The sequence below is a fragment of the Pseudomonas sp. TAE6080 genome (assembly GCF_018732265.1).
GTDB classification, from domain to species: Bacteria; Pseudomonadota; Gammaproteobacteria; order Pseudomonadales; family Pseudomonadaceae; genus Aquipseudomonas; species Aquipseudomonas brenneri.
On record NZ_JAHIDY010000014.1, the window covers coordinates 89,339 to 108,889 of the forward strand.

Sequence of the window (19,551 nt, forward strand, 5' to 3'; positions counted from 1 at the left end):
GAGCCGGCGCCAGTCCGGTCCCGAGGTGTGTTATGAATTTCCAGACCCTTGTTCTACCTGATGTACGCACGCTGGCCTCGGTCCTGCGTGCCAAGCTGTGCCGTGGCTCCCTGGGTGTTACCCCCGCACGCACGGCCTTTGCCTCCCCCTCCCCGCGTATCAACCCGGTGCACCTCCAGGCTCACTGGCGCCTGTGCCCCACCACCGGCCATCTGGTCCAGCACTGGGACCACGCCGACCCTCAAGATCCGCAGAGACGGAGCGTTTTCAGCCTGCTTGCCCAAGCGCGCCTGATGCTCAACGCTCGCGCGGCATAAGCTGACTGAAAACAGCAACTTCCTGATTATTGGTTAATTAATTAACTGGCGTTCCTTGCGAACTAAGCCAGCCGTAGTTTTCTGCGCGCCCGTTAATTAACTCGCCTATTTAAAGTTATTCAATTCGATCGCATAAATTGCGACTCGGCCTACTTGCGCGCGCCTGTCTGTCAGGTCAGCCACAAGTAGGTCGACAGGAGTACTCACAATGAGCGCCGTAAAAACCACGCAACTGCCAAACAAAAACAGCACCGCTGCCGACACCAAACTGTCGATGCGTGCTGCCCGCGAAGCGCAAAACGGCCTGGCGGCGACCCTGGCCAACGTCCGGGCGACCAAGGACGGCCTGAGCGAACTGGATGCCAGCGCCCGCCTGCAACGCGAAGGCTATAACGAGGTGGCCCACGATAAGCCGCCACATGCCTTCGTGCAGTTCCTCCAGGCCCTGAACAATCCCTTCATCTACGTCTTGCTGACCCTGGCGGCGATCAGTTTTGTCACTGACTACTGGTTGCCGCTGCGCGCCGGTGAGGAAGTGGACCTGACCAAAGTCATCATCATCATGACCATGGTCGCCCTGAGCAGCCTGCTGCGCTTCTGGCAGGAACACCGCTCGGCCAAATCCGCCGAAGCACTCAAGGCCATGGTGCGCACCACCGCAACGGTGCTACGCCGCGAGCAGGTCGGCGCCAAGCCGACCCTGCGCGAAGTGCCGATGCGCGAACTGGTGGCCGGCGATATCGTGCAGTTGTCGGCCGGCGACATGATCCCGGCCGATATCCGCCTGATCGAGTCCCGCGACCTGTTTATCAGCCAGGCGGTGCTGACCGGTGAAGCCTTGCCGGTAGAAAAGTACGACACCCTGGGCGATGTCACGCAAAAATCCGCCACGGTTCAGGCGGCAGACCAGAGCAACCTGCTGGACCTGCCCAACATCTGCTTCATGGGCACCAACGTGGTCAGCGGCCGCGCCCTGGCGGTGGTGGTGGCGACCGGGCCGCGCACTTATTTCGGCTCGCTGGCCAAGGCCATCGTCGGCTCCCGGGTGCAAACCGCCTTCGACCGCGGGGTGAACAGCGTCAGTTGGTTGTTGATTCGCTTCATGCTGGTGATGGTGCCCATCGTGTTCTTCCTCAATGGCTTCTCCAAGGGCGATTGGGGCGATGCCTTCCTGTTTGCCCTGGCGGTGGCCGTGGGCCTGACCCCGGAAATGCTGCCGATGATCGTCAGCGCCAACCTGGCAAAGGGCGCGAACGCCATGGCCAAGCGCAAAGTGGTGGTCAAGCGCCTCAATGCGATCCAGAACTTCGGCTCGATGGACGTGCTGTGCACCGACAAGACCGGCACCCTGACCCAGGACAAAATCATCCTGGAGCACCACGTCAACGCCTTCGGCCAGCGGGATGACCAGGTGCTGTCCCTGGCCTGGCTCAACAGCCATCACCAAAGCGGCATGAAGAACCTGATGGATCAGGCGGTGCTGGCGTTCTCCCAGCACAACCCCAAGTTCCAGGTACCGTTTGCCTACAGCAAGGTCGATGAATTGCCCTTCGACTTTGTACGCCGACGCCTGTCGATTGTGGTCAAGGACAACCACGGCGATCACCTGTTGGTGTGCAAGGGCGCCGTGGAAGAAATGCTCGAAATCGCCACCCATGTGATGGAAGGCGATAGCGCCGTGGCCCTGGATGAGCAGCGCCGCCAGGCGTTGCTCAACACTGCCAACGAGTTCAATGAAGACGGTTTCCGCGTGCTGGTGGTGGCCACCCGCAACATTCCCAAGGCCTTGGCGCGTCAGCAATACACTCCCACCGATGAACGCAACCTGGTGATCCACGGCTTCCTGACCTTCCTCGATCCACCGAAGGAAACCGCCGGCCCGGCGATTGCCGCCCTGCAAGAGATCGGTGTCGCGATCAAAGTGCTGACCGGCGATAACGCCGTGGTCACCCGCACCATCTGCCGCCAGGTCGGCCTGGAGCCCGGTGAGCCACTGCTGGGCGTGGATATCGAAGCGATGGACGATGCCACCCTCAAGCACCAGGTCGAACAACGCACGGTGTTCGCCAAACTGACCCCGCTGCAGAAGTCCCGGGTGCTCAAGGCCTTGCAGTCCAATGGTCACACCGTGGGTTTCCTCGGCGACGGCATCAATGATGCACCCGCCCTGCGCGATGCCGACGTGGGTATTTCGGTAGACAGCGCCACTGACATTGCCAAGGAATCGGCAGACATCATCCTCCTGGAAAAGAGTCTGATGGTCCTCGAAGAAGGTGTGCTCAAAGGCCGTGAGACCTTCGGCAATATCATGAAGTACCTGAACATGACGGCCAGCTCCAACTTCGGCAACGTGTTCTCGGTGCTGGTGGCCAGTGCGTTCATTCCTTTCATGCCGATGCTGGCGATCCACCTGCTGCTGCAAAACCTGATGTATGACATCTCCCAACTGGCCCTGCCATGGGACAAGATGGACAAGGAATACCTGGCCAAGCCGCGCAAGTGGGACGCGCAGAACATCGGGCGCTTCATGATCTGGATCGGGCCGACTTCGTCGATCTTCGACATCACCACCTTTGCCCTGATGTGGTACGTGTTTTCGGCCAACAGCGTAGAGATGCAGACCCTGTTCCAGTCCGGCTGGTTCGTCGAAGGGCTGCTCTCGCAGACCCTGGTGGTACACATGCTGCGTACCCGCAAGATCCCGTTCTTCCAGAGCACTGCCGCCTGGCCGGTGCTGATGATGACCGGCATCGTCATCGCGCTGGGGATCTATGTGCCCTTCTCGCCCCTGGGCACGCTGGTGGGCCTGCAACCGTTGCCTTGGGCCTACTTCCCTTGGCTGGTCGGCACCCTGCTTGCCTACTGCTGCGTCGCGCAACTGATGAAAACCCTCTACATCCGCCGCTTCAAGCAGTGGTACTGACCGACCAGGCGCGGGCTCTCACTCGATGGCCCGCGCCTGGGCAACACAAGGAAATTCCAGCATGCGCGTGTTGATCTGTGCGGGTCGTCATTACGCCGATAGCAAAAGGTCCCGCCAGGTCCTGGATGCCTGGCATCGCCTGCACCCGGTGCAGGTATTGATCCACGGTGGCAGCCAGTTCCTGGGCAGCGATATAGAGGATTGGGCGCGAGAAACGAGCATAGACGTTGTGCGCTACCCACCCAACTGGCAGCGCCATGGCAAACAGGCTGAACGCCATCGCAACCAATTCATGCTGAGCGACAGCCGCCCCGACGTGGTCATCGCGCTACCCGGTGGCGATGACACCTCTGAACTGGTCAGCCAGGCCAAGGCCTGCGGCATCCAAGTGCTGACCGTCGACAACTGACATCTATTCTTTGGAGCATGTAGCCATGCACAAACACACCTCGCGGCGCCCGGACGGCTTTGCCAAATACCGTCGCCGCCAACAACACCAATCCCTGACGGCCTTTGCATTGCTGCCTGCATCGCGGCGGCGGGCATTGCGCCGCAACTTGATCTTTGTCGGCGCGACCCTGGGCGGCATCCTGGTCCTGGGCCTGCTGTCCAAGGCCTTTGCCGCAGGAGGTTCGTATGTGGTCGATGATGCGGCGATCAATGCGCCGGGCGAATGCAACCTTGACGCCTGGTACACCCGCAACCGTCATGACTCGTCCACCCACCACAGCAGTTTATCCGCAGCCTGTACCGCCCGTGGCTTGCCGACAGTGCAATGGGGCGCAGCCATTGAGGATGACCCGGACCAGACGCAGGTCAGCCCGCAGATCAAGGCATCGCTGTGGTCCTGGGATGACGCGGGCGTGGAAATTGCCGTGGCCGGCGCAGCGCATATTGCACTCAATCGCCGCCATGCTTTCGACGGTGCCGACCTGACGGTGCCACTGACCTGGCAACCGTTGCCAGCCCTGCGCCTGAACCTCAATACCGGCTGGGCCCACGCTTATGATGACGGCGAGCAGAATCACCGCCTGACCTGGGGTACGGGACTGGAGTACAGCGTGGCGGATTCACTGACGCTGGTGGCTGAACGTTACGGCCAGCAACGTGGCGACCAGGCCTGGCAAGCCGGGCCGCGCGTGCACTTGGGCAAGCAGGTGGATGTGGACCTGGTGATCGGCCGCAACCTGAACGGCGACCGCGATCAGTGGCTGACCACGGGGGCTACTTTACGGTTTTGACGATCCGTTTTAGCCAAGGTGGGAAGTGACCCATGTCGCGCCCCAAATCCCCTGTGGGAGCTGGCTTGCCTGCGATGGCGGCCTGCCAGCCACCATATGCAGTGACTGAACCACCGCTATCGCGGGCAAGCCCGCTCCCACAGGGGGTCTCGGCGAAGCAGAATTTTGGGTACGCCACAAATCAAATGTGGGAGCTGGCTTGCCTGCGATAGCGGCGTGCCAGCCACCATATGCAGTGACTGAAACACCGCTATCGCGAGCAAGCCCGCTCCCACAGGGGATCTGCGCCTGGCGTCAGGCCGCTTTGGCTTGTTGCTCCAGATGCACTTGCAACTCGGGATCAATGTTCAGGACCCCCGCCAGCTCATCCAGATAGTTGCGCTCGGCATCCTGCTGGTCATCCACCAGCAGGACACTGGCCAGGTAGACCTCGGCAGCCATCGCCGGGTCTGCGGCGCAATCGGCAAAGTCTGCCGCATTCAAGGGTTTGGCGACTTCAGCGTCCAGCCATTGCTGCAAGTCGGGGTCATCGGTATGACGGCCAATCTCAGCCGAGATCCTCTCTTCTTCCTGCGCGTCAATCCGCCCATCCGCCTTGGCCGCCGCAATCAACGCCCGCAGCAGCGCATGGCTATGCTCCTCGACCGCCGGGCCGGACAGTTGATCCACCGTCTGCAACGCCTGTTGCGGTGCCGAAGCCTGTTGCTGTTGCCAGGCTTGATACGCCTGGAACGCCATCATTCCCAATGAGGCCAGCGCCGCATAATTGGTGCCGCCTGAGCGCGCTGGGGTCGCGCCGCCGGATGCGGTACCGCCCAGCATCCCGCCGAGGCCACCGAGCAAATCACCCAGGCCGCCGCCGCCCGACGTTGCACCACCCGCGCCGGCGCCACCGCCCCGCAGCAGACCACCGAGCAAACCGCCCAATCCACCGAGCCCTCCGGCTCCGCCTTGAGGTGCCGCTGAACCGCCTTGTGGCTTGATCGCCGCCTGTAGCAGTTGTCCCAGTAGATCGCTGGTGTTCATGGTATTGCCCTCCTGTGGGCTGTGCTCCAGACCAGCAACAATAGTCGCTGCTGCCTATAACGCCAACACCCGTTGGCCAGGGTATTTTTGTCGGCCGGCCTGCGCCTCAACAAACCCGGTCCCGCGCTGTAACGACCGTGAGAATTCTTCAGATTAAGGGGTATCAGGATCAAGCCTGAGAGCAGCCAGCCCCCTACATTACCCTCTTTGTAGAGGCTGGCTGACCGGCGCATACAGGGTCAGGGTCGCGGGCGGACCTTGTAGCCCGGTAACGTCGCGGCATAGGCCAGTGCCTGCTCACGGGAACCAAAGGAAGCCAACCGATCATCCTTGGTGCACACGCGCCACGGGCCGCTGTTGACCCGGACAATGTCATAGCCATTGAGATGCATCTTGTTCAACAGGGGAACGCTCATAGTCACCTCTCCTTTTCCAGAGATAATCCACGGGTTGCCCGATCCACCATACTCCCGATCCAGGCAGCGTGGCCTACCGAACGTCGCGGATGCTGGCCAATTGCGTCATGTAGCACTGCACTTCCCCATACAACCACTCGGAAAACACCCGCTGTTTATTTTCCGAGCTTTCCCGAGGTGGCCAAACCAACCAATACGGGTAGGCATACGGCGCGCTGATGTCGCACAACTGCACCAGCTCCCCGCGCACGATGGCCTCATGCACCAGGCTACGCCGCTCCAGGGCGATGCCCTGCCCCAGCCGGACCGCTTCCAGCACCAGGTTGGAGTCATTGGTGCACAGGCCTTTGCGTTCGGTGCTCATCTCAATGCCTGCGGCCTGGCACCAGGGCTGCCAGGATTCATTGCTGTAGATGATCGGGCTGTGCACGATTTGCTGCGGAGTTCGCGGCAATATCCCGCCATTGAAATGCGGGGCGGCAACGACCACCATTTCGTCGTGGAACAACAGCTTGCGCTCCACCCCTTCCCAATCGCCCTTGCCCATGCGGATGCCCACGTCCACCGATTCCTGGTGCAAGTTGGTGATCGCCAGGGTGGCTTGCAGGCGAATGCTGATATGCGGGTAGCGGCGCTGGAAATCCGGCAGCCGTGGCAGCAACCACGAACGCGCGAATGAAGGCAGTACCGCCACCACCAGCTCATCGCGCTTGGGCTGGGCCTGGATCAGGCGCGTGGCGTCGGCGATATCCCCCAGGGCCTGGCGGATCTGCAACGCATACAGCCGACCATCTTCGCTGATGCGCAAGCCACGCCCTTCACGCACGAACAGCGTGAGGCCGACGATCGCTTCCAGCACCTTGATCTGCTGGCTGATGGCCGAGTGTGTGACATGCAGCTCTTTGGCCGCGAGAGTGACGCTACCCAGCCTGGCGGTGGCCTCGAAACTGCGCAGGGAGGTCAAGGGAGGAAAGGCACTCATGTAAGCCTGGCTAACCTTTTAAGGTAAAAAATATGAATATTTAAAGGAGTATCACCGCTATAAAGTAATCCGTAATTAACAATCACACCATCGAGAATGGAGGCTTCATGAAACTGGTTGGCATGCTGGACTCACCTTATGTGCGCCGCGTAGCGATTGCCCTGGAGCTGTACGGCGTCGATTTCGAGCAGCAATCGCTGTCGGTCTTCAGCACATTCAAGGAGTTTTCCCGGATCAACCCGGTGGTCAAGGCTCCGACACTGGTGCTAGACGACGGGACGGTGTTGATGGACTCCAGCCTGATCCTGGATTACTTCGAAGCCTTGGCGCCGGCCGAGAAAAAGCTCTTGCCCCAAACCGCTGCGGCCCGTGCACGGAACCTGCAAGTGATCGGCCTGGCATTGGCCGCCTGCGACAAGAGCGTGCAGATTTACTACGAGCACAACCTGCGGCCTGCCGAGAAACTGCATGAGCCCTGGCTCGACCGGGTAACCGGGCAGTTGCTGGCGGCCTACTCAGGCCTGGAACAACTGCTGGCCAACCCTCAAGGCGAGTCATTGAACCAAGCGTCACTCAGCGTCGCGGTGGCTTGGTCCTTTTCCCGATACGCCGTGCCCTCGGTGGTCAAGGCCGAGGCTTTTCCCAACCTGCAGCGCCACGCCCGGCTGGCCGAGCAACACCCGGCGTTCGGCAAATACCCTATCGAATAGGCAGCAACGCAACGCCGATCATCTCCGCCCCCTGGCAAAGCCGTTGACCACGATATACAGCAGCGGCCCGACCGAGACGAACACCATTGTCAGCAACCAGTAAGGCATGACACTGGCCAGGGACTTGCCCTTGGCGCGTGCGTCGCGGTACATCCACACACACGCCAGAGCTGCCATCAGGTACAGGTCAATCACCACCTGGGCGGTGTCTGGCCTGGATAACAGTTCAATGCCGAACGCCAGCAGCGACTGCTCGGCCCAGAGCAAGGTGCCCAGGGTGTACAGCGAAAACGCCAACAGGCTGGCAAGGGCGATATAGGGTCTGTGCATGGGGTCCACCGTGCAGGATTGGGCAAGCCGCAGATTAGTGATAACGTCGCCGCCATCTCAATGACCTGCGAGGTCATGGACGCCCCTCGATCCGCCCTGCCAGAGTCAACCCATGAGCCGCCCACCTTTCCCCCGCGCCACTCCCGATACCGACGCCGGCACACAGCTGCGGCTGTTGCGCCGCCAGGCCAAGCTGAGCCAACTGCAACTGGCGCTGATCAGTGGTATTTCCCAGCGCCACTTGAGCTGTATCGAAACCGGCCGCGCCAAGGCCAGCCCTGGCACGCTGCATAACCTGCTCAGCGCTCTCGATGTGCCGCTGGAGCACTGCAACAGCCTGTTCCTCGCCGCCGGCTATGCCCCACGCTACGAAGCCACGCCGCTCGCCGCGCCGTCGATGGATGCCATTCGGGACGCGATCAGCCATGTACTGAAGGCCAACAACCCGGCACCGGCCATCGTGCTGGGTAGTCACTGGGAAGTGCTTGCCGCCAACGCCAGCACCCAGGTCCTGTTTGATCTGGTGGGGTTGGCGCCGGACGCCGCGCAGGGTCTGAACCTGCTGACGACACTGCTGCAACCGGGGGGCTTGGGCGACTATTTGCTCAATGCCGAGGAAATCCGCAACCTGGCCTGGCAACGCGCCGCCCGTGAAGCCCTGGGCAATCCGACCCTGGCCACACTGTTGGAAAGCCTGCCAGTGCCCCAGGGTTCGAGAGCACCGGCCAATGACCTGCCGCCGCTGGTGCTGACGCGCATTAAATCGCGCCAGGGCGAGCTGGACTTCCTGTCCACCTTCACCACTTTCGGCATGCCCCAGGACATCACCGTCACTTCATTGCGAATCGAACACCTGATCCCGGCCAATCCCCATACCTGGCAAGTCATGACTGCGGCCTACGAACAGTCCCTGTAGGCGCTGGCTTGCTTGTGATAGTGGTTATTCAGCCAATAAATTCGGTGACTGACTCACCGTCATCGCGGGCAAGCCCGCTCCCACAGGAGGTCTCAGCGAGGCAGAGTGTTTGGTACGCCACAAATCAAATGTGGGAGCTGGCTTGCCTGCGATGACGGCTTGCCAGCCACCGGATGTAGTGGCTGAACCACCGCTATCGCGGGCAAGCACGCTCCCACAGGGGAATATCACCAGCCGCTAGAACTTGGTCACCAGCCCCATACGCAACGTGCGGCCCGGCGCCGGCATGAAGCTCTGGGCCAGCGGGTCCAGGTAATAGCGGTCCGTCAGGTTCTGCAGCGACAGGTTAACGTGGGTGTGATCCTGCCATTTGTAGTTGAGGAACAGATCAAACAGCGCCACTTCGCGGTAGACCAACTGCGGCGTGGTGGCGCCGGTTTGCCAGTTCTTGTCAGCCGTCACGGTCGGGCCGGAGGTATAGGTCAAGCGCCCGCCAACGGTCAATGTCTGGTCAAAGAAGCGCAACCCCGTGGTCAGGTTGCCGGAGGCCCGTGGCGGGTTCTGGGTATTGGTGTATGAGCCCATGAAACTGCCCGGTGTGCAATTGGGCGTGGCGCTCAGGTCATTCCAGCGGGTACTGCTGGCCCGCAGGCGTGCGGCGAAAGCCGAGTCACAGGTTTCGGTCTTCAGATAGTAGGTCGCGGACAGGTCGGCAAACACCCGCCCGGCATCGTAGTTCGATTGCAGCTCCAGGCCGCTGGTCTTGAAGCTGTCGGTATTGCTGAAGTTCATCAGGCCATTCTGGCCAGGGGTTGGGTCGTAATAGCGGGTGATGTAGTTCTTGATGCTGTTATTGAAGTACGCCAGCTTGATCGCCGCCGAGTCGTTGTCGGCCAGCAAACCTTTTTGCATTGTGCTCGCGCCGATTTCCCAGTTACTGGAGCGCTCGGGTTTGAGCCCCTTGCCTGGCAGGGTCTGCAAAGTGCCCAGGCTGCTTTCGAACAACGAGGGCATGCGCAGGCCCTGGGTGTAAGAGGCATAGAGGAAGGTATCTGGCGCCACTTCGAAATTGACGCCAAAGGCCGGAGAAAATGCACCGGCACTGTCACTTTGCTTCTTCGCGTACGTATAACCGGTGACCACCTCACCGACACTCGCGGGGAAGACTCGCGTACCCGTCCCGCCATAGTCGTTGTACGGTGTGCCTTCGAACGGATGGTTGGTGTTACTGAAGACAATCCCATTGTTCAAGCGCGGGTCCGTGGCATCGGTGTATTGCCCGTTCTCGTCGGGGAACCACATCATGAAATCGTAGCGTCCAGGCTTGATGACGTTCACATAGCGCGCCTCACGCTCCTCGCGTTGCGCAGTGGAATGCATCATATGGTCCTGGGTGCGGTAGTAGAGGTAGCGCCCGCCGCCCCACAGTGTCAGCTCATCGACCGGCTTGTACTCCAGCTTGCCGTTGAGGCTGAACTCTTGCCGGGAACCGTCACGCAGGCCACGGTTGGCGTTGATATCGTGCTGGGTCGTGACCACGCCTTTTTGCGGACGCAGTTCCTCGACCTGGAACCCACCGCCCAGGTCCAACTTGAAATCGCCGTGTTCGGTCACGAAGCGCGAGGTATTGGCCAGCTCACCGCCAATGCGCCGGTTGGCCTGGCGGGTCCAGTTACGGTCCGAACGATAGGCCTGGGATGCCGGGGCCATCACCGAGGTCAACTGGCTGGTTTTGGCATCGGTCATCCACAGGCTGGTCGTCAGGTCCACCAACATGTTGCCTGTCGGCAAGTAGTGGTAACGGGCGGTATAGGTGTCGATCTCGGTACGCCCACGAGGGTACTGATAAATCCCGCCCGTGCCGAAACGGAAGATGTCCGACGGCATGATCTCACCCATGCGTCCGTCGTAGCGGATGTAGCCGAAGTCGAATGTATGGTCGTCCGCAGGTCGCAGTGTGGTCTTGAGCAGGACCGATTCGGTTTCGGCCGATGAATTCAGCACCTCCTCACCTGCGTTATAAGTGGTGGCGACCGTCGAGTCTTCACGGCCCCATTTGTTATAGGTGCGGTAACGGTCCTGGCCTTTGGTACCGGCAAAGTAGTTGCCCTGATTACGATGGGCATAGGCCGCCACTACATCAAACAGATCGTGGGTATAGGCAAACGCCGCACTGCCTGACTCGGCGTCGGAGCCAAACAGGCCACCACGGCTCTGATGCGGCTCGGCGTACAACTCCTGGGTCGCCGAATGACTGCTGCGCGAGGCCGGCGACACGCCGTTGTTCCACACATCGCCCTTCAAGCGCAGGCCCACGGTCTTGCCATCACGCAGGATGTCATCCACACCCAGGGTGCGGATCGCCACCTTGCCGCCGATGGCGCTGGAGTCCAGGCTCGGCCCCTTGTCGATGGACACATCGCTGATCAGGTCGGGGTCGATGTAGCTACGCTGCTGCGTGCCCGCATAGCCACGATAGACATCCAACGCCTGTTGCGAGCCGTCGACCGTGACCGCGACCCGGCTCTGCCCCTGGATCCCGCGAATGTTCACATCCAGGCCACCGCCATTGCGGCTGTCACCGACCTGCACCCCTGGCAGGCCCTTGAGCAGGTCACCGACGGAGATCACGCCAAAGCGCTGGACTTCTTCCGGGGAGAGATACACAGCCGAACGGGGTGCCGAATAGACGGCTTTCTTATCGACGTCATCGCCGATGACCTTCTGCGACGGCAACACCACGGCACTGGTTGCCGGATGCAACTCGAAGCTGCCGTCGGCCTGGCGCTGGAAACTCAGGCCGGTGCCCGCCAGCAACCGCGCAAGACCGGCTTCGGTGCTGAAATCCCCGCGCAGGCCATTGCTGCGCTTGCCCGCCGTCAGCGTCGAGTTGCCCGCCATACTGATCCCCGCCTGCACGCCGAAACGCGAGAGCGCCTGGTCCAGGGGACCGGCGTCAATACTGTAGGGCTGGCGCTCGGCCTGGGCGAAAACCGCCGTGCTGTACAGCGGTTGCAGGCTGAGTAACAACAAACCCAATGTGCGGGTGCGCAAGACACTTGCGGGAGAAATCATGCCGGGCTCCTAGAGGTGAAGGCCCACCTGTTTCGGTGGGTTATTCCTAGAGGCCAAGCGAGTTTTGAAAAGCTGCGGCGAGCACACAAAAAAAGTTTCAGGCGGGCACCACTGTCACCCAATAGCGGGTGCGTCGTTCGATGCGCACCGGCAACGCATGGGCCACCAACGCCAACGCAGCATCGGTATCGTCCAGTTGAAAACTACCGGTCACGCGCAACGCCGCGACCTGCTCGCTGCATCGCAAGACGCCCGGACGATAACGGGAAAGCTCGGCCAGCAGCACATCCAGGCGCATGCGCTCGGCGGGCAGAATGCCGCGCAACCAGGCCTGGGCCAGAAACCCATCGGTTTGCCGTGGCGTGCCCACGCCGTGGCGGTCCACCTCGGTCTGCCACCCCGCCGCTACCGACACTGGTGACAGGCTGCGCGGCGAACTCACGGCGGCCAGGCCACGCAATACAGTAATCCGCGTGCCCTGCTGATCGTGACGCACCAGCAGATTGGCGTCCTGACTGCGCACCACCGCACCCGGCGTGAGCAGTTGCAGTGGGCGCGACTCGACTCGCGCATCCAGCGCCACCTCGCCCTCGATCAACTGCACGCTGCGCAGGTGTGCGCTGAGTTCCAGGCTGACGGCACTGGCGGTGTTCAACCACAGTGAACTGCCATCGGCCAGCGTCCACCGGCGGCGCTCGCCGGTCGCCGTGCGGTAAGTGGCAAAGGCTGCGCGCACCCACGTCGAATCGGCGCCCTGCCAGGACAAACCGCCAAGCAGGCCCACCCCCAACAAACACTTGAGTACTTGCCGGCGCCGCGCCGGATCAACCCCGGCAGATTCCAACGCCCGCCGCGCGGTGACATCAGCCAGCAGGTTGGCCCCGGGCTGGAGCATCAGCGGCAAGCTGGCGACGCGTTGCCAGGCGTATTCGTGCTCGGCACGCGCCAGGCGCCACTGCTGCAACGCCTGGTGATCGGCCGGGCTCATCGTTCCGGACTGAACCCTGACGATCCAATCAATGGCCGTCTCGCGGACTTTCGGCGCAACCACCGTGCCATTCATTCAAAACGGCTCGCGTAGCACACGCTGAAGGCCTTGCCCATCGCTCGCTGCACCTGGGCCACACTCAAGCTCAACTGCGTGGCGATCTGCGGGTATGTCAGGCCATCGAGCTGGGACAAGAAGAAAATCTTGCGCACTTGCATCGACAACCCCACCAACAGCACGTCGAGCTGCAGCAGGGTTTCGATCATCAAGTAGCGCGTTTCGGGCGAGGGTTCCTCTGCTTCGGGATGCGCGGCGAGCGCCTCAAGGTAGGCCCGTTCAATGGCCTGGCGACGCCAGCGATTGATCAGCAAGCCATTGGCGATCGTGGCCAGAAACGCCATGGGCTGGCGTAACTCACGCACGTCCTGCTGGGTGCGCAACACGCGGATAAACGTATCGTGCGCCAGGTCTTCGGCGTCGGCGCTATGCCCCAGCCGCCGATGCAGCCAGCTGCGCAGCCAGCGATGATGGTTGGTGTAAAGCTGTTCGACGGGCGAGACGAGACTGTCGTCGTACATGTCAAGTCCAATGAGCGGTAATGATAATACTTCTCATTTTAGTAGTTGGACCTGACGCTTGTACAGTGCTCGCGGTTACCACTGCTGCAAATGAGGCTCCGGGCCTGGCAGTGCCGGGAACAGCGGCAACACCTCCTGGGCCAACTCCTGGATGATCTCGGCCACCGGGCGTTGGGCCATCTGGATCCCCAATGCGGCATGGTTGACGCCCGCGTCGCGCCACTCACCGAGCAAGTCGATCAGGCCCTTGCGCCCGGTCTTGAGTACGTAGCCACCCTGCATGGGCGTACGCGGGAAGTCCGGGTCGTCAGCCAGGTCGATCCATTCATTGGTCATGTGCGGGCGGAACCCACCGCCCGGTATGCCATCGCGCCAGGCGCGGATTTTTTCCGCCAGGCGCCGCGGCCCCATCACGTTGTGGGTGCTGTCCGGATAGGTCAGCCAGCCATCGGCATGCTCCCCCAGCCACTGCATCGACTGGCGGGACGAGCCGGTGACGATCAAGGGAATACGTCCCGTCACTGGTTGGGGTAGCAGGTACGCATCACGCAACCGCCCAAGCGGTGAGTGAATATTCGGTGCAGTGCTTGCCAACAATTGCCGGAAGTAATCCACCGACTGCGCAAAGCGCTCGGCGCGTTCGCCATGTTCCAGGCCATAGGCCGGGAACTCCACCGCACGGTCGCCCGAGGCAATGCCCATCACCAGCCGCCCGCCGGACAATCGATCCAGGGTCGCGGCAGCCTTGGCCAGGTCAATCGGATGACGCAGCGGGAACACCGCGCTGCCGGTGACCAGAGCAATCTGCCGGGTCTGCGCCGCCAGGTAGCCCAGGTAGGCAAAGGGATCAAACACCTGGCCCGCGTCGCCAAACGAGGGGTCGAACAACGGTACGTCACGCACCCAGATTGCAGCAAACCCCAGGCGGTCGATTTCACTGACCCATTGCGCCTGGCCGGCGAGGACCGCCATATCGCCCTCGTAAAAGCGCAGCGGCAGGAACAGCCCCAGGGTCAATTGATCCGGTGCAAACATGCGACGGTAGCCAGGGTGGCTGGCAAAGGCGGCGGCGCTGGCGCCACTGGTCACGGTGGAGTTCATACAGGTTCCTTACAGAGCGTTGACGGATCACTTGAGCAACGCTAACTTTCGCGTAATTGCTTGAACCTGATGGTAGTGAGATAAAACCTGGCCTGGAAACGATACGTTTTCGCCAATAGCATTAGATTTTCTAAACCAAGGATAATCACCGATGGGTGCCGTGCTCCCCCTGCTGGCGCTGCGCGCCTTTACCGAAATTGCCCGCCTTGGCAGCCTGAAGGCCGCGGCCGAACGCCTGGGGGTGACACCCGGCGCGATCAGCCAACAGTTGCGCCTGCTGGAAGACCGGCTCGGGGTGTCATTGTTCGTGCGCAGCCGCCAGGGGGTGTACCTCACCGAGGCCGGCGCGCGCCTGCACCCAGGCCTGATGCGTGGTTTCGACCAGATCGAAAAAGCCGTCGCCACGCTTGCAGCCAGCAGCGCCGACAACACCCTGACCCTCAGCACCGTGCCCTCCTTCGCCTCGACCTGGCTGGTGCCCCGGCTTGGCCGTTTCAATGCACGCCACCCGGACATAGAAGTGCGTGTGGAGGCGTCAGCCAAGCTCGTGGATTTCCAGCGCGAGCGCATCGACATCGCCTTGCGCCATGGCCTGGGCCACTATCCTGGCCTGGAGTCGACCTTGCTGATGGCCCCGGTCTTGCTGCCAGTGGCCAGCCCGGCCTTGCTGGCCGCAGGACCACCGATCCTCAGCCCACAAGACTGCCTGCACTACCCACTGCTGCAAGATGCCGACCGCGCCGATTGGGGGCTGTGGCTCCAGGCCCATGGCATCGAGGCCGACAGCAGCGCCCAGCGTGGGCCGAGTTTCGATGAGGATTTTTTGTTGCTGCGCGCGGCGGCAACCGGCCAGGGCATTGCCCTGGTGCAAGACCATCATGCCCAGGAAGACCTCGACGCCGGCAAACTGGTAATCGCCCTCGACAAACCCTGGCCGGCACGGTTTGCCTATTACGCGGTAACCCGCCCGGAATCGATGAAACGCCCGCAAGTACGGGCGTTTATCGAGTGGATCAGAGAAGAAGCCCAGGTGTAATACACACATCCCGCTCCCACATAAAGCACTACTGCATCATTACTTTTCCCACTCGGCCTTGGGAATCAGCAAGCCATGGTTGCCGTTGTACGCCGCGCGCGCAGGTGATTTCCAACCCTCCAGCAACGCATCGTCCAGCCGGTAGATTTCCACCCCCAGCGGGCGGCATACCGTCAGCGGGTCCTGGGCATCCGGGCCCCACATCGGCAGCGACAGGTCGCCGCCCGGGCAGGTGGACAACGCACACAGCAAGTCGATCTCGGCAAAGAACTCCAGGTAGTCACCTTGCTTGGCCGGGCACGCCTTCATGAAGTACATATCGTCGTGATTCAGGCCGGTGCACTGGAAGATATTCAATACATCATGCACGTCAAACTCGGTCAGGCCATGGGGCAATACGGCGCGGGTCAGGTTGGAGTGGCAATGGTGATGGAAGTCCTCGCCGGTCAGCATCTTGTTCACATAAGGATCACAGCGCGTGCCCAGCAGATCATGCAGGCGCCCGCCATGTTCATCGATACCGTAGCCGGCCAGGCTGTCATCGGTGATGGTGACCATCGGACGCAGGAACGGCAGGTTCGACCACAGGCGGTCATAGGTACTGACGTGTGCGCCTTGCAACTGGCGGGTGCGGGCCGCCCACATGCGTTCGCGTGGATCATTGGCATTCCACACATTGAAATCACCGACCTGGGGGCCGATCGGTGTGGTCACGCGAAACACATGCCCAGCCGGCACTTTCCAGGCGCGACCGGTACGGATCGGCACTTCGAACTGCTCGACCAGGGTGCGCCCTGCCCCGGACTCGCGCACACGATCGTAAAACGCCTTGTCGACCTGCAAGGCAGCGCCTTTGCTGACTTGGTAGGCGGCGGGATAGTCCTTGTACATGATGGGATCCTCGTTGGCAGGGTTTGGCAAAACCATACAACGGGGCGGGCGTGACTTGAAGAGCACACACAAACCAATGTGGGAGCGGGCTTGCTCGCGAAAGCGGTCGATCAGCCAATACATTTATCGACTGATACACCGCTTTCGCGAGCAAGCCCGCTCCCACAAGGGCGGCGCGTTGTCAGATGAACTCGTTAGAAACTTCCGACCACAGGCTGACCTTCTGCCCGCGATTCTTGAAGAACTCGATTTCACGCTTGATCCCCGAGCTCAGGTCCCAACCCGGCAGGTCGAGGATGATCAGTTCCTCCATCATCTCCATGAACAGCGCGTCCACCGGCGCCCACAGCTTGCCGATGGTTGCACTGTCCTTGCCTTCAAACGCCTGGTTGATCGGGTGCGACATCGACACCTGACTGAAAACCCCATGGCCCGACTCGATGATTGTGGCCGCCACTTTGTTGCACTGGATAAAGCGCTCATGGGTGACCGACGCATCAGCATGGCTGTAGGGGCAGGCCAGAAAGATCTTTCTCATTGTTACCTCAGGGCAATGCAAGGGCTTGCGCCCTTGCGGGGGTTAAAGAGTTAGCGTCAGACCGCCTGGGCGGCGGGCACGCCGGATGCTTGGGCCTCGTCGCGCTCACGCTCCTGTGCTTCGTAGCGCTGGGCGGCAGGCACGGAGATCTTGATCGCGATTGCTACGGCGAGCAGGCCGCCAAACAGCTTGGCGAGCAGGATCGGCATGATCAGCGTCGGCTGGAAGTTCGCGGTAAAGGCCAGGTGATCACCGATGGTGGCCTGCGCGCAGACGCCCAGGGCCACACACAAGACCTTGTCCCGGGCATTCATTTTCTTGAACAGGTGGTAGACCGCGATGATATTGGCAAACACCATTACAAACGCCGCCGCGCCATTGGCCGACAACCCGATGTGCCTGCCGAGCACTTCCATGGGCTTCTTGCAGTAGCGGTTGAACAGGTAGCAGATCGGGAACGTGCCGGCGAGCATGATGCCGATGTAGCCAGCAATCTCGATGGCCCGGAACAACTCCTTCTCGTCGGCGAACATCGGGTCGAAGCCCCACACGCCGAAGTTTTTCATGAAGAAGCCCGTGAAGTGCTCGACGATGGCCAGCGCCAGGACGATCTTGATAAAGGCGTCCATCAGTTTGCCGAACACCAGGAACCCGGCCACCATCCACGAGGCCCGATAGCGCAAGCCGGCAGCCAACAGGAAGCAGAACACAAACAGTGGCGCGAGCAAGCGCACGCAGTCGACAAAACCCAGGCTCAGGTAATGCAGGGCCGGCGAGGTGGTGGACACGATGTCACGCACCGGCAGGTTGAAGGCGGTGATCATCATCAGCGACGCAAGCACGGCAAACGGGATGCTGATCAACCCGGCCATGGCCCCCAGCGCCAGGTATTTGTGGTCCTTGCGTTCGAGCATCATCAGCCCGACCGGGATCAGGTAGACGATGGTCGCGCCGGAGGTGTAGCCGACGATCATCGCGGTGATCCACATGTCGCGGTTCGCCGCCAGGGCGTCGGCGAGTTGGTAGCCGCCCATGTCCACGGCGATGATCGACAGTGCCGCAATGGAGACGTCAGAACCCATCGCACCAAAGTACGGCCCCAGTGCGACCTCGATGAATTTAGACAGGTATGGAATCGCCACCATGATGCCCGCCTGCGCCAGGAATACCGGGCCGATGGAGTGGATGCCGTTGACAAACTCCTTGCCCAGGCCACTGTCCGGCTTGATCACGGAGGCAAACGCGCCGACCACCGCGCCGATCATGATCAGATAAATAACGTAGTTCCCGAATTCCGCCATTGCTTTCGCTCCATCTGTACTGAATCAATTGTTGTTGTAGGAGTACGTCCCAGTCCGGTCGCTCCATTGGCCAAACGTTGGCACCCATGAGTGTTTTACCGCCTCATTTACGGCGCTTTCACACCCTATTACTAACCACTTCCCATGCCAATCGTGTGTTTTTTGTGGTTTTGCGGGTTAAACACACTGGAATCGGTCAATTCTATTGCGTAATCTCTAGCCATACCTTTCAAGGCAGCGGACTCTACGGCCGTGAACGGCAAACGCCAATACCAAGTTCACGCCACCGGTGCTGGTGCCCCAGCGCCCCAACGCGCGCGGCTGCGGCATCATTTGAGTGCCTCGGTAACAGCACTGCGCACCTGTGGCGCATTCACGTAGCATCAAGAGGATGATTCCCATGCGCCCCAATGAAAGACGCCAACATATCCTTGAGCTGCTACGCCAGCGTGAACGCATTTCGGTCGACGAGTTGGCGCGCACCCTCAGCACTTCGCAGGAAACCATTCGCCGTGACCTCACGGCCCTGGCCGAAGAAGGCCAGGTCACCAAGTTCCATGGCGGTGCCTCGCTGCCACCCAGCGGTGAACATGAGAACGCGTTCCAGACCCGGATGAATGAATTCTCCCAGGAGAAACGTGCGGTGGCGCGGTTCGCCGCCGGGCTCTATGCGCCGGGCGACAGCCTGTTGATCGATACCGGTACCACCACCCTGTTCTTTGCCCGTGAACTGGCAAAGCTCAACCGCATCACTGTCATCACCAACTCCTTGTTGATCGCCTCCGCCATTGGCGCCAGTGGTAATCGCGTATTCATGATCGGCGGCGAATACCGCCCCGAGTCGGAACAGAATATCGGCGCCCTGGCCATGGAGCAGATTGCACGCTTCAACGCCGAACATGCCGTGGTCACGATTGGCGCCCTGAACACCGACGGCGCCTTCGACTTCTCCATCGACGAGGCCGAAATCACCCGCGCCATGATCGCCCGCACGCGCTACCTCACGGTCATTGCCGACTCCTCGAAGATGGGCAAACACGCGCTGTTCCAGGTATTTCCCCTGGAGCGCATCGATCGCTTGATCATCGACCGCAAACCCCTGGGCGAGCTGGCCAAGGCCCTGGCACAGGCCCAGGTTGAAGTACTGGAGGCCCCTGCCCTGACCCGGCCTGAGTGGTGACG

The 19,551-nt window shown here is 61.3% G+C and carries 19 protein-coding genes; 8 read left to right on the forward strand and 11 right to left on the reverse strand.

What is annotated here, in order from left to right; genetic code table 11:
- Positions 1-32 precede the first annotated feature (32 nt).
- The 4 genes from KL786_RS12990 (at position 33) to KL786_RS13005 (ending at position 4,481) form a co-directional block, all read left to right on the forward strand.
- The gene (locus tag KL786_RS12990; protein WP_083204843.1) at positions 33-317 is read left to right on the forward strand and encodes a hypothetical protein; all 285 of its coding nucleotides are present in this window, start codon (positions 33-35) and stop codon (positions 315-317) included.
- 208 nt (positions 318-525) lie between these two features.
- On the forward strand, positions 526-3,240 hold the full coding sequence (gene mgtA / locus KL786_RS12995; RefSeq protein WP_215517856.1) for a magnesium-translocating P-type ATPase: 2,715 nt from the start codon (positions 526-528) through the stop codon (positions 3,238-3,240).
- Positions 3,241-3,301: 61 nt separating this feature from the next.
- Positions 3,302-3,649: a DUF2493 domain-containing protein gene (locus tag KL786_RS13000; protein WP_215517857.1), complete on the forward strand. Its 348-nt coding sequence runs from the start codon at positions 3,302-3,304 to the stop codon at positions 3,647-3,649.
- Positions 3,650-3,674: 25 nt separating this feature from the next.
- Positions 3,675-4,481, forward strand: a complete 807-nt coding sequence (locus tag KL786_RS13005; RefSeq protein WP_215517858.1) for a PA4824 family protein — start codon at positions 3,675-3,677, stop codon at positions 4,479-4,481.
- 294 nt (positions 4,482-4,775) lie between these two features.
- Here KL786_RS13005 and KL786_RS13010 read toward each other — a convergent pair whose 3' ends face one another.
- The 3 genes from KL786_RS13010 to KL786_RS13020 form a co-directional block, all read right to left on the reverse strand.
- Positions 4,776-5,507, reverse strand: coding sequence for a DUF533 domain-containing protein (locus KL786_RS13010; RefSeq protein ID WP_215517859.1), 732 nt, complete (start codon positions 5,505-5,507; stop codon positions 4,776-4,778).
- Between the two features lie 239 nt (positions 5,508-5,746).
- The gene (locus tag KL786_RS13015; RefSeq protein ID WP_065943284.1) at positions 5,747-5,923 is read right to left on the reverse strand and encodes a DUF2188 domain-containing protein; all 177 of its coding nucleotides are present in this window, start codon (positions 5,921-5,923) and stop codon (positions 5,747-5,749) included.
- A 73-nt stretch (positions 5,924-5,996) separates the two neighbouring features.
- Positions 5,997-6,905 (reverse strand): LysR substrate-binding domain-containing protein, encoded by a 909-nt coding sequence (locus KL786_RS13020; RefSeq protein ID WP_215517860.1) that lies wholly within the window; start codon positions 6,903-6,905, stop codon positions 5,997-5,999.
- Between the two features lie 107 nt (positions 6,906-7,012).
- Here KL786_RS13020 and KL786_RS13025 point away from each other — a divergent pair, with 107 nt between their 5' ends.
- Positions 7,013-7,615 (forward strand): glutathione S-transferase family protein, encoded by a 603-nt coding sequence (locus KL786_RS13025; protein WP_215517861.1) that lies wholly within the window; start codon positions 7,013-7,015, stop codon positions 7,613-7,615.
- A gap of 18 nt (positions 7,616-7,633) precedes the next feature.
- Here the strand turns inward: KL786_RS13025 and KL786_RS13030 are convergent, their stop codons facing one another.
- Entirely contained in the window at positions 7,634-7,945 is a 312-nt protein-coding gene (locus KL786_RS13030; RefSeq protein WP_032860640.1) for a hypothetical protein, read from the reverse strand.
- Between the two features lie 112 nt (positions 7,946-8,057).
- On the opposite strand from KL786_RS13030, the gene KL786_RS13035 reads away from it, so the two are divergent.
- Positions 8,058-8,861: a helix-turn-helix domain-containing protein gene (locus KL786_RS13035; protein WP_215517862.1), complete on the forward strand. Its 804-nt coding sequence runs from the start codon at positions 8,058-8,060 to the stop codon at positions 8,859-8,861.
- Between the two features lie 237 nt (positions 8,862-9,098).
- Here the strand turns inward: KL786_RS13035 and KL786_RS13040 are convergent, their stop codons facing one another.
- The 4 genes from KL786_RS13040 to KL786_RS13055 form a co-directional block, all read right to left on the reverse strand.
- Entirely contained in the window at positions 9,099-11,936 is a 2,838-nt protein-coding gene (locus tag KL786_RS13040; protein WP_215517863.1) for a TonB-dependent receptor, read from the reverse strand.
- Positions 11,937-12,033: 97 nt separating this feature from the next.
- On the reverse strand, positions 12,034-12,999 hold the full coding sequence (locus KL786_RS13045) for a FecR domain-containing protein (RefSeq protein WP_215517864.1): 966 nt from the start codon (positions 12,997-12,999) through the stop codon (positions 12,034-12,036).
- On the reverse strand, positions 12,996-13,502 hold the full coding sequence (locus KL786_RS13050; protein WP_215517865.1) for a sigma-70 family RNA polymerase sigma factor: 507 nt from the start codon (positions 13,500-13,502) through the stop codon (positions 12,996-12,998). The genes KL786_RS13045 and KL786_RS13050 overlap by 4 nt, the downstream gene beginning before the upstream one ends.
- A gap of 75 nt (positions 13,503-13,577) precedes the next feature.
- Positions 13,578-14,603 (reverse strand): LLM class oxidoreductase, encoded by a 1,026-nt coding sequence (locus KL786_RS13055; RefSeq protein WP_215517866.1) that lies wholly within the window; start codon positions 14,601-14,603, stop codon positions 13,578-13,580.
- A 151-nt stretch (positions 14,604-14,754) separates the two neighbouring features.
- Here KL786_RS13055 and gcvA point away from each other — a divergent pair, with 151 nt between their 5' ends.
- Positions 14,755-15,639: a transcriptional regulator GcvA gene (gene gcvA, locus KL786_RS13060; RefSeq protein ID WP_215517867.1), complete on the forward strand. Its 885-nt coding sequence runs from the start codon at positions 14,755-14,757 to the stop codon at positions 15,637-15,639.
- 39 nt (positions 15,640-15,678) lie between these two features.
- On the opposite strand, the gene KL786_RS13065 is transcribed toward gcvA, so the two are convergent.
- From KL786_RS13065 to eutH, 3 genes are all read right to left on the reverse strand, one after another.
- A complete protein-coding gene (locus tag KL786_RS13065) occupies positions 15,679-16,530 on the reverse strand; it encodes an urea carboxylase-associated family protein (protein ID WP_215517868.1) in 852 nt (283 codons plus the stop codon).
- A gap of 181 nt (positions 16,531-16,711) precedes the next feature.
- Positions 16,712-17,068, reverse strand: a complete 357-nt coding sequence (locus tag KL786_RS13070; RefSeq protein WP_215517869.1) for a DUF1937 family protein — start codon at positions 17,066-17,068, stop codon at positions 16,712-16,714.
- 56 nt (positions 17,069-17,124) lie between these two features.
- The gene (gene eutH, locus KL786_RS13075; protein ID WP_032860651.1) at positions 17,125-18,369 is read right to left on the reverse strand and encodes an ethanolamine utilization protein EutH; all 1,245 of its coding nucleotides are present in this window, start codon (positions 18,367-18,369) and stop codon (positions 17,125-17,127) included.
- Positions 18,370-18,769: 400 nt separating this feature from the next.
- Here eutH and KL786_RS13080 point away from each other — a divergent pair, with 400 nt between their 5' ends.
- A complete protein-coding gene (locus KL786_RS13080; RefSeq protein ID WP_215517870.1) occupies positions 18,770-19,549 on the forward strand; it encodes a DeoR/GlpR family DNA-binding transcription regulator in 780 nt (259 codons plus the stop codon).
- The last annotated feature ends 2 nt before the right edge of the window (positions 19,550-19,551 follow it).

Coding starts and splice junctions, on each gene's coding strand:
- KL786_RS13020 (WP_215517860.1), bottom strand. CDS start 6,905: ATGAGTGCCTTTCCTCCCTTGACCTCCCTGCGCAGTTTCGAGGCCACC.
- KL786_RS13040 (WP_215517863.1), bottom strand. CDS start 11,936: ATGATTTCTCCCGCAAGTGTCTTGCGCACCCGCACATTGGGTTTGTTG.
- KL786_RS13055 (WP_215517866.1), bottom strand. CDS start 14,603: ATGAACTCCACCGTGACCAGTGGCGCCAGCGCCGCCGCCTTTGCCAGC.
- gcvA (WP_215517867.1), top strand. CDS start 14,755: ATGGGTGCCGTGCTCCCCCTGCTGGCGCTGCGCGCCTTTACCGAAATT.
- KL786_RS13000 (WP_215517857.1), top strand. CDS start 3,302: ATGCGCGTGTTGATCTGTGCGGGTCGTCATTACGCCGATAGCAAAAGG.
- KL786_RS13070 (WP_215517869.1), bottom strand. CDS start 17,068: ATGAGAAAGATCTTTCTGGCCTGCCCCTACAGCCATGCTGATGCGTCG.
- KL786_RS13010 (WP_215517859.1), bottom strand. CDS start 5,507: ATGAACACCAGCGATCTACTGGGACAACTGCTACAGGCGGCGATCAAG.
- eutH (WP_032860651.1), bottom strand. CDS start 18,369: ATGGCGGAATTCGGGAACTACGTTATTTATCTGATCATGATCGGCGCG.
- KL786_RS13030 (WP_032860640.1), bottom strand. CDS start 7,945: ATGCACAGACCCTATATCGCCCTTGCCAGCCTGTTGGCGTTTTCGCTG.
- KL786_RS13005 (WP_215517858.1), top strand. CDS start 3,675: ATGCACAAACACACCTCGCGGCGCCCGGACGGCTTTGCCAAATACCGT.
- KL786_RS13080 (WP_215517870.1), top strand. CDS start 18,770: ATGCGCCCCAATGAAAGACGCCAACATATCCTTGAGCTGCTACGCCAG.
- KL786_RS13015 (WP_065943284.1), bottom strand. CDS start 5,923: ATGAGCGTTCCCCTGTTGAACAAGATGCATCTCAATGGCTATGACATT.
- KL786_RS13045 (WP_215517864.1), bottom strand. CDS start 12,999: ATGAATGGCACGGTGGTTGCGCCGAAAGTCCGCGAGACGGCCATTGAT.
- KL786_RS12990 (WP_083204843.1), top strand. CDS start 33: ATGAATTTCCAGACCCTTGTTCTACCTGATGTACGCACGCTGGCCTCG.
- KL786_RS13050 (WP_215517865.1), bottom strand. CDS start 13,502: ATGTACGACGACAGTCTCGTCTCGCCCGTCGAACAGCTTTACACCAAC.
- KL786_RS13025 (WP_215517861.1), top strand. CDS start 7,013: ATGAAACTGGTTGGCATGCTGGACTCACCTTATGTGCGCCGCGTAGCG.
- KL786_RS13065 (WP_215517868.1), bottom strand. CDS start 16,530: ATGTACAAGGACTATCCCGCCGCCTACCAAGTCAGCAAAGGCGCTGCC.
- KL786_RS13035 (WP_215517862.1), top strand. CDS start 8,058: ATGAGCCGCCCACCTTTCCCCCGCGCCACTCCCGATACCGACGCCGGC.
- mgtA (WP_215517856.1), top strand. CDS start 526: ATGAGCGCCGTAAAAACCACGCAACTGCCAAACAAAAACAGCACCGCT.